Origin of the sequence: Pseudomonas sp. XK-1 (assembly GCF_038069885.1) — a bacterium.
GTDB lineage: Bacteria > Pseudomonadota > Gammaproteobacteria > Pseudomonadales > Pseudomonadaceae > Aquipseudomonas.
Genome location: NZ_JBBPES010000001.1, coordinates 1,012,159 through 1,024,697, shown reverse-complemented (window position 1 = coordinate 1,024,697; position 12,539 = coordinate 1,012,159). Strand labels below are relative to the sequence as shown.

The window sequence follows — 12,539 nt, the reverse complement described above, 5'->3', positions numbered from 1 at the left end:
GTCTATTGGCAGCCCACGCTCACATAGCCTGCGGCCTACTCAAGCATCTTGCACGGACTCGCGTCCAAGTTATGCAGCTAAATCAGCCTGGCTGATTCGCTGTCTGATAGCGCCCGCCAAGAGCAAGCTTAGCGGGTGTGGAGCAACTCTCGCCTACTGCCCCCAAGAGGAACGAACCATGGAGTTTTTGCGAACCCCCGATAGCCGTTTCCGCGACCTGCCTGGCTATGATTTCGCGCCCCATTACCTGCTGGTGGATGACGGCGAAGGTGGCCAGTTGCGCGTGCACTACCTCGATGAAGGCCCCGCCGAGGCCGATCCCGTACTCCTGATGCATGGCGAGCCGTCCTGGAGTTACCTGTACCGTACGATGATCCCTATCCTGGTCGCCGCCGGACACCGGATCATTGCCCCCGACCTGGTCGGTTTCGGCCGTTCCGACAAGCCGACCCGCCGCGAGGACTACAGCTATCAACGCCACGTCGACTGGATGCAGGGGCTGCTCGACCAGTTGCGGCTCGAGCGTCTTACCCTGGTCTGCCAGGACTGGGGCGGCTTGATCGGCCTGCGCCTGGTGGCGGAAAACCCCGGGCGTTTCGCCCGGGTGGTGGCGGCCAACACCATGCTGCCGACCGGCGATCACCACCCCGGCGCAGCGTTCCTCAAGTGGCAGCAGTTCTCCCAGGAGGTGCCGGTATTCCCCTCCGGCGGGGTGATCAAGGGCGGCACCGTCACACCCCTGCCCCAGGCCGTGATCGACGCCTACGATGCGCCCTATCCTGACGAACGCTACAAGGAAGGTGCGCGCCAGTTCCCACTGCTAGTGCCGATCACCCCGAACGACCCCGCCAGCGAGAACAACCGTGCCGCCTGGCAGGTGCTCAGCCAGTGGCAAAAACCCTTCCTGACCGCCTTCAGCGACTCGGACCCGATCACCGCCGGCGGCGACAAACTGATGCACAAGCTGATCCCCGGCACCCGCGGCCAGGCCCACACCACTATCGTCAATGCCGGGCATTTTCTCCAGGAAGACCAGGGCGAACGGCTTGCCGAGGTGGTGGTGAAGTTCATCGCCGCGACGCCGCTGTAGCAGGCCGACTGCGGCCAGGCGCGCCGAGGCCTGGCCGGATAGGCGTTATCGCTCTACCGCGAAGCGCTTATCCAGGCCGCTGTAACCCATGCCCACACCCTTGTGCACCTTGAGCTGCACCGGGATGCGCTCCTTGAGCGCCTCGACGTGGCTGATCACGCCGATCATCTTGCCGCTGGCATTGAGGTTATCCAGGGCGTCCAGGGCCACCTCCAGGGTGTCGCCGTCCAACGTGCCGAAGCCTTCGTCGAGAAACAGCGAGTCGATGCTGGTCTTGTGGCTGACCAGATCGGACAGCGCCAAGGCCAATGCCAGGCTGACCAGATGCCCCAGGGTCAGGCCCTGGGCGAACTTGCGGTACTTGGCCCCATCAGCCGAACCAACCAGGCTGCTAAGTTGCGGCCATAGGGACATCAGGTAATCGGGGACCTATGCGCTCCAGGCTGCACTTGGCTCGATTACGCCCCCGTTTGGGTGAGTGGCAAAGCGACCCGGTACGAATACGCTCTGCAGATTTCCAGTGATAGACCCAACGCCATGATTGCCTCTTTGCCGCAACGCCTCTACCTCTGGGAGCGCCGCACACTCTACCTCGGCCCCCTACGTTCGCCGGCGCAGTTGTCTCTCGCCGCATCGCGGTTGTTGATCGGCCTGCAGGGCAATATCCGCTTTCGTCACCGTACCCAGCAGCGCGACTCTTTCTCGCGCAGTCTGCTGCTGCCCGTGGGCTGGCAAGGCACGGTTGATAGCGGCCGGCTGTGCGTGGCGGACTGCCACCTGGATGTCACCGGTTTCGATTATGCCGTGCTGCGTCAGCTGGCCAACCGCCAGGATCAGTCTGCGTATTGCGACCTGAGCAACGAGCATCTGCTCATCACCGCCTTTGATGCTGTCAGCCAGCGCCTGACGCTGCCCGAGGTCTTGTACCAGCAACTGGACGCCTGGCTGAACCCTGCGGAACTAGCCGAGGGCACGGCCTTTCGCTGCGATCAGCGAATTCTCAACACCTTGCAACGCATAAAGGTCAGCCCCCTGGAGAACCTCAGCGTCGCCAGCCTGGCCCAGCAGGTCGGGCTTTCAACTTCACGCCTGGCCAACCTGTTCAAGGAGCAGATCGGTGTTCCGATCCGCCGCTACCGGCTGTGGTATCGGCTGTTCCTTTCCACCCAGCGTATCGCCTGCGGTGCCAGCGTCACCGAGGCTGCGCTGGGAGCGGGCTTCGCCGATGCCGCGCACTTCACTCGGACCTATCGCACCATCCTCGGCATCCAGCCCTCGGCGCTGGTAAAGCCACGCGCCGGGCTAGAAGTTTTCGTCGAGGCGCAAGCTTCGGCGAAGACAGTCAATTCATTCAAGCCCTGAGCCCACCCAGCGGTTAGCGTAATACCAGGTCACATGAGTACTTTGATCAGCCTGTGCGTTATGGACCTGCCCTACAACAATAAAAAACCCTGGAGACACCATGCTTGCAATACCCCGCAAAGCCTTTAGCTTCGTCTTGTGCACAGCCCTGCTACTGGGCAGCAGTGCTGCCAGCGCCATGTTGTCGCCCGCCGACCCTGGTGCCGATGCGGTGTGCTCTTACACCAGCGGGCTATCCTCCTGGAGTTATTCCTCGGCGCGCGTTACCTATCCCTGCAACCTCAGCAAGCCGACTTACCCGGCCACTACGCTCACTGGCGGGTACCTCAACACCAAAGAGGATATGACCTGGCTGGCCAACCACCTGACTAGCCACGGCTATATCGTTATCGCTATCACGCCCAATAATATCTTCGGTACGCCGCCCGGTTGGGCGACGGCACACAAAGCTGGCATCGCCAAACTCAAAAGTGAAGGCACGCGCAGCGCATCCCCCATCTACAAAAAGGTAGCAACCAGCAAACTGAGCATCATGGGCTTTTCCATGGGCGGTGGCGGTACGCTGTTGGCGGCGGCCGATCTCAAAAAAGAGATCAAAACCGCAATCCCCCTGGCACCCTACCTAGGCTTCAGCTCGCCCGATTATGCGAGCATCAGCGCCACGACCTTGATCCAGGCAGGTGCCAACGACACCGTGTCCTACCCCTCTGTCGTCGCCAGCTATTACCAGTCGCTGCCGACCAGCCTCACCCGTGCGTTGACCACCTTCAGAGGGGCGTCCCACCTGGACTGGATCAACAGCGGCAGCGCCACCCAGCATGCCCGCTTCAAAACCCTGGTGACCTCCTGGATGAAGGTTTATCTGGATAATGACAGCACCTATCAGACCCACCTGGATGGTGCCGAACATGATCGCCATCTGGCGGAAGACTGGTTTACCCGTTTCGAGTATGTGCGTTAAGACCCGTCACGTAACCCGCCTCTAGCAGCGGCTCTGGATGCGCCGGGACTACACGGATGACGCTCCGCGTCGCTTGTAGGGTGGCCATAGCGAAGCTTTGTCCACCGCTACGCTCTAGGGTGGGCAAGCATTCGGCGCTGGCGCAATGCCAAGTCCCAGATCTGGTTCGGGCTTGGCACTGCGGCCCTTAAAGCGCAAAGCGCTTATCCAGGCCGCTGTAACCCATGCCCACCCCCTTGTGCACCTTGAGCTGCACCGGAATGCGCTCCTTGAGCGCCTCGACGTGGCTGATCACGCCGATCATCTTGCCGCTGGCATAGAGGTTATCCAGGGCGTCCAGGGCCACCTCCAGGGTTTCGCCGTCCAATGTGCCGAAGCCTTCGTCGAGAAACAGCGAGTCGATGCTGGTCTTGTGGCTGACCAGATCGGACAGCGCCAGGGCCAATGCCAGGCTGACCAGAAAGCTCTCGCCGCCGGACAGGGTCTTGGTGTCGCGCGCCGCATCGGCCTGCCAGGTATCGATCACCTCCAGCTCCAGCTCGCCACTGCTGCGCCGCGCCAGCTGATAACGGCCGTGCAGGCGTTCGAGCTGCTGATTGGCCAGGTAGACCAGATGATCCAGGGTCAGGCCCTGGGCGAACTTGCGGTACTTGGCACCATCGGCCGAACCGATCAGGCTGTTGAGCTGCTGCCACAGATCGTACTCGGCTTGCTTGGTGCCGATCGCGGCAAACAGGCTTTGCTGGCCTTGCCTACGGGCGTCATCGCCCTGCAACTGGGCGCGAATTTCGCCCTGGCGTTCGCTTAGATTTTTGAGCTGAGCGTTAAGGGCGAATAACTGTTCGTCCAACTGCGCAAGATTGAGCGCGGTGGCCGGGCAGGCCTGTAAGGCAGCCAGTTGCTGCGCGGCGGCACCGGCCAGGGCCTGGGCATCGCTCAGGGCCTTGTCCAGACGCTGACGCATTTGCTGCAACGCTGCGCGCTGCGCCTCATCCAGCAGCGCCGCAAGATAATCGGCTTCATCGCTAAAGGGGCTGGCGGTCAGAGCCGCCGACCACTGCAGCTCGGCCTGTTGCAGGCGCGCTTGCTCATCCTGTAAACGGCTGGCCAGGGCCTGACGGCTACCGGCCAACTGCTGCTGGCGGCGCTGCGCCTCGTCCAGCTGAACCTGCGCTTGCTGCAAGGCCACCTGGGCATCGGCAGGCTTGGCCAAGGTCGGTTGATCGTCCAAACCCAGCGCAGTCCAGCGTTGTTGCCAGAGCAGAGCCTGCTGCACAGCAGCCTGCAGGCTGTGATCCCGCTCACTGAGCTGGCGCTGTAAATCCAGGCTCTGCTGCTGATTGTCCTGCCAGCGCTGCCACTCTGCCTGGCGCTCGGCCAGCCAGGCGCTGGCGTCGTCCGGCAGCTGATAACCGAACTCAGCCAGGGCTTGGCTTAGGCTAGAGGTACGTTCATCGGCAACACCCTGCAGCTGCTGCAGGCGCAATTGGCCTTGTGCGGCCTGCTCCTGGCGCTGCTGCAGCTGCAGACGATTAAGGGCCTGCTGCTGTTCCAGTTCGCTGCATTGCTGCTGCAGACCCAAACGCGCCTGCTGGCGCTGTTCGAGGTTGCTGCTCAGCTGTTGCAGCTGCTCGAGGCTCTGCTGCAACTGTTGCAACTCAAGGCTTTGTTGCGCCTGCTGCTCAGCCAGTGCAACGGCATCGGCCAATGGGTTTTCCAGCTGCGCGCTGAGCGCCTGCCAGCGTTCGCGCTGCTCGGCCTGGGTCTGCTGGCCACGCTCGAACTGCTGCTGTTGCTGCTCCAGGCGCGCGGCGAGTTTCTCCAGTTCACCTGCCAGTTGCCGACCATGTTCGGTCAGGGCCTCCAGCTCAGTGCGTTTGCTGTTGAGCAAGGCCTTGGTCGCCGAAACATCCAGGGCCTGGTAGGCACTGATCGCCGGATGCGACTCGGAGCCGCACAGCGGGCAGGCCTCGCCGGGTTGCAGCTGGGCACGGTGGCTCTCCAGGGCCTGGATGCGCTGTTCCTGCTCCAGCAGTTTTTCCTGGGCCTGCACCTGCTGCTGCAGGTCCTTGTAGCTCAGGCGCAACTGCGCCACCTCGGCCCCCTTGGCCTGATGCTGCTCGCGCAACAGCGTCAGGGCACTGGCCAGTTGCGTTTGCTCGGCACTCAGCCGCTGCCCGGCCCCGGCCAATTCACCCAGCTGAGTCAGTACACCGCCCTGGATATGCAGCTGCTGCCAGCGCTCACGCAAGGCTGCCTCACTGCGCCCGGCCAGCAGCGCCTGCTGTTGCTGAAGCGCGGCGCGCTCCTGTTCCTGCGCCTGCTGCAGGCGGTTCTGTTCGGCGCTGAGCCGTTCAGCCTGTTGGCCAAGTTGCGCTTGCAAGGCGGCGATGCTGTTTTGCAGCTGCTGCTGACTCAGTTGCAACTGGGCGATTTCCTCGACCTGTTGCTGGCGCGCCTTAAGCTGCTCGCCCCAACTACCTAGCTGCTCCCCCAGACGGCCATGCTGCGGCTGCGCGGCCAGTTGCTGTTGCAACTGCTGCAGGCGCTCGGCCAACTGCTGGCGCTGCGCCTGACAGTCGGCAAGCAGCACAGCGCCAAGCTCGCGGGCCTGCCAGCTGTGCTCGGCAATGGCCTGCTCAACCTGGCGCTGCTCGGCGGCATTCTGCTGCAAGCCCTGCTCGGTCTGCGCCAGGCTCCGCTGGGTCTGCTGCCAGTCATGGTGCAGCGGCTGTAAACGCAGTGCCGGCTCGCTGGCGGCCAGTTGCGCCAGCTGTGGCTGGGCTTGCTGTAACTCCTGCTGCGCCGCCTGCTCGGCCTGCTGGCTGGCGTGCAACTGCGCCTGGGTCTTGCTCAGCTCCTCGCACCAGCGGCGCTGGCGCTGCAGCTCGGCGTGCTGTGCGCCGAGTGCGGCTTCATCAATCGCCAGTTGCTCGGCCTGTGCCTGCAGCTCGCTACGCTGCGCGTCACTTAGCAGCTCGACGCCTTCGGCCTTGGCGCGTAGCTGGTCGAGGGCGACTTTTACCTCGCGGCACTGCTCGAACACCCGCTGGGAAATCTGTCCGTAGATATCGGTGCCGGTCAGCTCTTCCAGCAGCTCGGCGCGCTGGTTGGCATTGGCTTCGAGAAAGGCGGCGAAACCGCCCTGGGCCAGCAGCATGGACTTGGTAAAGCGCTCGAAATCGAGGCCCGTGAGGCGCTCGGTTTCGCGCAGCTTCTCATTGATCTTGTCGGTAATGACCTGACCATCGGCGGCAGCCAGTTCCACCTTGGGTGCCTGCAACGCGCCATCGGCCTTGTCGCGGGCACGGCGCTGGCTCCAGAAGGCGCGGTAAGCCACACCCTTGACCTCGAATTCAACCTCGGCCAGGCAGTCGGCGGTATGCCGACTCATCAGCTCGTTGGCGCTGGCCGACACTGTGCTCATCCGCGGCGTGCGGTGGTACAGGGCCAGGCAGATGGCGTCGAGCAGCGTGGTCTTGCCCGCGCCGGTCGGGCCGGTGATAGCGAACAGACCGTTGTCCTTGAAGGGCTCGGCGGTGAAATCGATCTTCCACTCGCCTTTTAGCGAGTTGAGGTTTTTCAAGCGCAGGCTGAGGATTTTCATAGCTCGCCCTCGCGCAGCTCACTCACCACCTGTTGATAGAGCCCCAGCAGGCGCTGCTGGTCGGCATCGTCCAGGCTTTCACTGCTTAGGCGTTGAGCGAAGACGTCCTCCACGCTCAACTCATCCAGGGTTTCCTTGGCCTGGCCCTGCAGGCCGGCCACTGCATTGCCACGCTCGCGGCGGATACGCAGCACCTCCACCGGCAGCCCCTCGCACATGGCGGCGATACGCAGCTGCAGGTCGCTCAGGTAATCGTCGCTGCCGACCAGCACTTCCAGCCAGACCGGTTGCTCGACACTGCCCTGCTCCGCCGCTTGCCTGATCTGCACATCCAGCTCTTTAAGCGAGCCGCGCAAGGACAGCAGCGGCTGAAAACGCGGCACTGGCAGCGCGCTGATCTGGCGCAAGCCGCTGCTATCCAACTCCACTAGCAGTACCTCTTTCTGCTGTTTGGCTTCATCGAAGCTCAGCGCAATCGGCGAGCCGCAGTAGCGGATATGCTCCAGGCCGCCGACCTTCTGCGGCCGGTGAATATGCCCCAGGGCGATATAGGCCGCCGGAGGAAAGGCGCTGGTGGGAAAGGCCTCCAGGCTGCCGACATAGATTTCGCGCACCGAATCGCTGGCGCTGGCACCGACTGTGGTGAGATGGCCGCTGGCAATAATCGGCAGATCGCCACCCAGCTCGGCACGCTTGGCCTCGGCCAGGGCATAGAGGTTCTGATAGTGCTGCTGGATTGCCTGTTGCAGCGACTGCTGCTTGTCCTGGGCACTTTGCCCGGCCTGGCTAAGCAATACATCGCGCGGACGGATAAAGGGGATGCCGCAAAGAATCGCCCCGGCCGAACCATCGCGCCGATGCAGCACCAGCAGCTGCTCATCCAGCGACTCGCAGACGCCGGGAATCACCCGGGTACCGAGCTGCGCCAGCAGGGTCTTGCTCTCACCGAGCATGGCCACCGAGTCATGGTTGCCACCGAGCACCACCAGTTCGCAGCCAGTGCCGCGCAGTTCGACGATAAAGCGGTTGTACTGCTCGCGGGCATAGCTGGGCGGCGCGCCGGTATCGAAGATATCGCCGGCAATCAGCACGGCATCCACTTGATGCGCGCGCACCTGCTCGATCAGCCAGGCACAGAACGCCTGATGCTCGGCCTGGCGGGTTTTGCCCATAAAGTGCTGACCGAGGTGCCAGTCGGAGGTGTGGAGAATGCGCATGCTTAGAACACCCAATCCTTGACCACCATATGGGTCTTCACTTTCTGCATGCCGGGGAAGTTTTCGATCTCGCCGCGAATCTCGCTCAAGCGCTGCATCGACGCTGCTTCGATGGACACCAGCATATCGGTCTCGCCGCTGATGCCACTGCAGCGGCGCACCTCGGGGAACACGCGCATCAGCTCGACATAGTGTTCGCAGCGCCCGCCCTGGTAGAACAACTCCAGATAGGCCTTGATCGCCGCCTCGCCCGGCAGCGCCACCTGGGCGTGATAGCCGCCGATCACGCCGCTGTGTTCCAGCTGACGAATGCGCTCGCTGACCGCCGAGCGCGACAGGTTGACCTCGCGGGCGATCTGGCTGACGGGTAAGCGCGCATCGGCGCGCAACAGGGCGAGTATCTGCTGATCGAACTTGTCCACGCGGGCTCTCGAAAAAGGCAATTTGACGGCCAGTTGCGCCAGATCGTCGGTAAAAACCGACACTTCGCCAGCAGCCTGCAACAGGTGGGCGATTTAACATGGCGAACGAAACCGCAGAGCATACAACATGAGCCGTCTAAATCAGGAATTGGGCCTGCTGCAAGGGATTGGCCTGTTGAGTACCTCGCTGCTGGGCACCGGGATTTTCGTGATCCCGGCACTGGCCGCCACCACTGCCGGCGAAGCGTCGCTATGGGCCTGGATGCTGTTGATCGCCCTGGTGCTGCCTGTGGCCTTTACCTTTGCCCAGCTGGGCCGCCACTTCCCCCATGCCGGCGGCGCGCCGCATCTGATCGGCCGCGCGTTCGGCCCGCGCATGGAGCGTCTGAGTGCCCTGCTGTTTCTCGCCGTGCTGCCGGTAGGGCTGCCGGCAGCGCTGAATATCGCAAGCGGCTTCTGGCAGGCGCTGTTCGATCTCAGCCGCGGCCAGGCCCTGGCCATCCAGCTCGCCACCCTGGCGGCCATGCTGCTACTCGGCCGGCACCCGGCCAAAGCCAGCGGGGTGATTCAGGGCGCGATTGCCGTGGCGATTATCGCCACCATTGCCCTGATCTGGTGGGTCGGCGATCTGCCCGTCAGCAGCCAGCCGCTGCTACCGCCCATCCAGGGCTCCTGGCATCTGCTGCCCGCGGCGCTGGGGGTGATGTTCTGGTGCTTTGTCGGTATCGAGGCTTTTACCCATATGGGCGAGGAGTTCAAGAACCCCGAGCGCGACTTCCCCCTGGCCCTGCTGTTTGGCGTGCTGCTGGCCGGCCTGGTGTACTGGGCCTGCTCGGTGGCGGTGCTGAGTTTTCAGGCCTACGGCGATGTGACAACCGATGCCGCATCCCTGCCGCGCATGCTCGACCTGCTGCTGGGCGACCAGGCACGCTGGATCGCCGCCACCGTAGGCTACCTGGCCTGCTTCGCCTCGATGAACGTCTATATGCAGGGCTTCGCCCGGCTGATCTGGAGCCTGGCCGACGAAGGCAAACTGCCCTCCAGCCTGGCCCTGCGCAATAAACACGGTGTGCCAGCCCGCGCACTCTTGCTGGTGATCCTCAGCTGCGCCCTGTGCGCCAGTCTGGCCAGCGTGCTCGAGCTGACGGTGGACGACCTGATCCGCTACGCCAACGGCAACTTCGTGGTCATCTACCTGCTGAGCATGGCCGCCGGTTGGGTGCTGCTGCGCGGTATCTGGCGCGCTCTGGCCGCATTCAGCACGCTGCTGTGCAGCCTGGTGCTGCTGATGCTGGGTGTGGACGCCTGGTATGCCCTGGGTTTGCTGGCGCTGCTGTGCGGCCTCGACTATCTGCGCAGCCCGCGTAAACAGACTCTAAAGGTGACCTAGGGCCGCACATCCTTCTATCCTTGCTCTGACTAACGAGAAAGGATGCCCCATGCCCCGCGTACTCAATGACCTGAAAATCATGCTGCTGGCCAATCTATGGGTAGTGCCGGTGGTGGCCGCGCTGGTGGGGGCGGTGTTCTACTTCGTCGCGCCACCACCGCCGATGAGCGCGGTCATGGCCACTGGTGCCGAAGGTGGAGCGTACCGCCTGTTCGCCGAGCGCCTGCGCGAAGAACTGGCCAAGCAGGGCTTCGAGCTGGAGCTGGTACCGAGTAGGGGCTCGCGGGATAACCTGGAGCGGCTGCTGGCCGCGGACGGCCCGGTCGAAATCGCCCTGGTGCAAAGCGGCATGGAGCGCCAGCTGGTCCAGGCCGACCGCCAGCGCCTGCAAAGCCTGGGGGCGATCTATCAGGAACCCTTGTGGCTGTTCTACCGCGCCGAACTCAGCCTGGACCGCATCGCCGACCTGCTGCCGTTGCGTCTGGCTCTCGGCAGCACCGGCAGCGGCACCCAGGCGGCCACCGCCGCCATTCTCGAAGCCAATGCGATAAACCCCGAGCGCTACCCCCTCAACTGGCAAGCCAGCGGCGGCGGCAAAGCAGTGACAGCCCTGATGGCCGGTGAGCTGGACGCCGCCTTCTTTGTCGGCCCGGCTGAGAGTGCCCAGGTACAGCAGCTGGCCGCCAACCCGGCGCTGCGCCTGGCGACCTTCCGCCGCGCCGCTGCCTATGAGGCCCGCCTGCCGTTCTTCAATCGCCTCACGGTGGGTGAAGGCCTGCTCAACCTGGCGCAGAACAGCCCGCCCCAGGACACCCAGATCCTCTCTCCGGTGGCCACCCTGGTGATCAACCAGAATTTCCATCCGGGCCTGGTGCCGCTGTTTCTCGATGCCAGCCGCGAAGTGATGAAGAACGGCACCCTGCTCGACAAGGCCGGGACCTTTCCCAGCGCCGAGCCCTTGACCTTCGAACTGTCCAGCGACGCCGAGCACTACTACAAGAACGGCCTGCCACTGCTGCAGCGCTATCTGCCGTTTCGCATCGCCTCCCTGGCCGACCGCTATATCATTCTGCTGATCCCCCTGCTGGTGGTGCTGATCCCCCTATTCAAGGCGGTCGGCCCGCTGTACCGCTGGCGCATCCGCGCGCGCATCTACCGCTGGTACAAGCACCTGCGCGAGGTTGACCGACAGCTGGACGCCGGCACCCTGCCCGAACGCCTGGACGCCGAAGTGGAACGCCTGGAGCAGCTGGAAGACGAGCTGGCCAAGGTCGATGTGCCGCTGTCCTACTCCAACGAGCTGTATGAACTGCATGTGCACCTGCGCTATGTGATCGAACGCCTGCACGCCCTGCAACAGCGCCGGGCGACCCCGGACGGGTCAGTCGGGTAAACTGCGCGGCATTATCCGGTCGTTGTGCCGCCATAACGGCGGCGCAGCGCCCCTGTTCACCGCTCACGCTATTTGAAGAGAATCTGCATGCCGATCCGCCACTGCATCGTCCACCTGATCGACAAGAAGCCCGATGGCACGCCCGCCGTGCTGCATGCCCGGGACACCGAGCTGGGCGCGTCCCAGGCCATCGAGAATATGCTCGCCGACCTCAACGAGAGCTATAACGCCAAGCAGGGCAAGGCCTGGGGCTTTTTCCACGCCGAGTCCGGAGCCTACCCCTTCAGCGGCTGGCTGAAGCATTACCTCGACGGCGGCCAGGATTTCGCCGCATTCAGTCGTCAGGCGGTAGAGCAGCTGCAGAAGCTGATGGAGGAGTCCAACCTGTCCACCGGCGGCCATGTGCTGTTCGCCCATTACCAGCAAGGCATGACCGACTACCTGGTTATCGCCCTGCTGCACCACAGCGAAGGCGTGGCGGTGAACGAAGCGCTGGACGTGACCCCGGCCAAGCACCTGGACCTGGGCCAGCTGCACCTGGCGGCGCGGATCAATATTTCCGAGTGGCAGAACAATGCCAACTCCAAGCAGTACATCTCCTTTATCAAGGGCAAGAACGGCAAGAAGGTCTCGGAATACTTCCGCGACTTTATCGGCTGCCAGGAAGGCGTCGACGGCCCGGGCGAGACCCGCACCCTGCTCAAGGCCTTCAGCGACTTCGTCGAAAGCGAAGACCTGCCGGAAGAACAGGCCCGCGAAAAGACCAAGACCCTGGTCGGTTATGCCAGCAGCCAGGCCAAGCTGGGCGAGCCCATGACCCTGACCGAACTCTCGGAGCTGATCGACGAAGAGCGGCCCAAGGCCTTCTACGACCATATCCGCAACAAGGACTACGGCCTGTCGCCGGAGATCCCGGCGGACAAACGCACCCTCAGCCAGTTCCAGCGCTTTACCGGCCGTGCCGAAGGGCTCTCGATCAGCTTCGAGGCGCACCTGCTGGGCTCGAAGATCGAATATGACGAAAGCAGCGACACCCTGGTGATTCGCAATCTGCCGACGCAGTTGACCGATCAACTCAAGCGCCGCAAGGGCTGAGG

At 63.5% G+C, this 12,539-nt stretch carries 9 protein-coding genes and 1 pseudogene; 6 read left to right on the top strand and 4 right to left on the bottom strand.

Features of this window, described 5'->3' with window-relative positions; translation table 11 throughout:
- The first annotated feature begins 178 nt into the window (after positions 1-178).
- A complete protein-coding gene (locus tag WMW70_RS04525; RefSeq protein WP_341436299.1) occupies positions 179-1,090 on the top strand; it encodes a haloalkane dehalogenase in 912 nt (303 codons plus the stop codon).
- A 45-nt stretch (positions 1,091-1,135) separates the two neighbouring features.
- Here WMW70_RS04525 and WMW70_RS04520 read toward each other — a convergent pair.
- Positions 1,136-1,498: pseudogene (locus WMW70_RS04520) on the bottom strand (SbcC/MukB-like Walker B domain-containing protein); the annotation flags it as partial.
- 129 nt (positions 1,499-1,627) lie between these two features.
- Between WMW70_RS04520 and WMW70_RS04515 the strand changes: the two are divergent.
- Both WMW70_RS04515 and WMW70_RS04510 read left to right on the top strand, forming a co-directional pair.
- Entirely contained in the window at positions 1,628-2,452 is an 825-nt protein-coding gene (locus tag WMW70_RS04515; protein WP_341436298.1) for a helix-turn-helix domain-containing protein, read from the top strand.
- A 100-nt stretch (positions 2,453-2,552) separates the two neighbouring features.
- A complete protein-coding gene (locus WMW70_RS04510) occupies positions 2,553-3,413 on the top strand; it encodes a poly(ethylene terephthalate) hydrolase family protein (protein WP_341436297.1) in 861 nt (286 codons plus the stop codon).
- Between the two features lie 187 nt (positions 3,414-3,600).
- Here the strand turns inward: WMW70_RS04510 and WMW70_RS04505 are convergent, their stop codons facing one another.
- From WMW70_RS04505 to WMW70_RS04495, 3 genes are read right to left on the bottom strand one after another with little or no spacing between them, the layout of a single operon-like run.
- On the bottom strand, positions 3,601-7,020 hold the full coding sequence (locus WMW70_RS04505; protein WP_341436296.1) for an SbcC/MukB-like Walker B domain-containing protein: 3,420 nt from the start codon (positions 7,018-7,020) through the stop codon (positions 3,601-3,603).
- Positions 7,017-8,237 carry an exonuclease subunit SbcD gene (sbcD, locus tag WMW70_RS04500; RefSeq protein ID WP_341436295.1) on the bottom strand — a complete coding sequence of 407 codons (1,221 nt, stop codon included), beginning with the start codon at positions 8,235-8,237 and terminating at the stop codon, positions 7,017-7,019. Before sbcD ends, WMW70_RS04505 begins: the two co-directional genes overlap by 4 nt.
- Before the next feature lie 2 nt (positions 8,238-8,239).
- The gene (locus WMW70_RS04495) at positions 8,240-8,659 is read right to left on the bottom strand and encodes an Lrp/AsnC family transcriptional regulator (RefSeq protein ID WP_341436294.1); all 420 of its coding nucleotides are present in this window, start codon (positions 8,657-8,659) and stop codon (positions 8,240-8,242) included.
- Between the two features lie 127 nt (positions 8,660-8,786).
- On the opposite strand from WMW70_RS04495, the gene yjeH reads away from it, so the two are divergent.
- The 3 genes from yjeH (at position 8,787) to yejK (ending at position 12,537) form a co-directional block, all read left to right on the top strand.
- Complete coding sequence (gene yjeH, locus WMW70_RS04490; protein WP_341436293.1) at positions 8,787-10,049, top strand: L-methionine/branched-chain amino acid transporter; 1,263 nt, start codon at positions 8,787-8,789, stop codon at positions 10,047-10,049.
- Between the two features lie 49 nt (positions 10,050-10,098).
- Positions 10,099-11,442: a TAXI family TRAP transporter solute-binding subunit gene (locus WMW70_RS04485; RefSeq protein WP_341436292.1), complete on the top strand. Its 1,344-nt coding sequence runs from the start codon at positions 10,099-10,101 to the stop codon at positions 11,440-11,442.
- An 87-nt stretch (positions 11,443-11,529) separates the two neighbouring features.
- On the top strand, positions 11,530-12,537 hold the full coding sequence (yejK, locus tag WMW70_RS04480) for a nucleoid-associated protein YejK (RefSeq protein ID WP_341436291.1): 1,008 nt from the start codon (positions 11,530-11,532) through the stop codon (positions 12,535-12,537).
- The last annotated feature ends 2 nt before the right edge of the window (positions 12,538-12,539 follow it).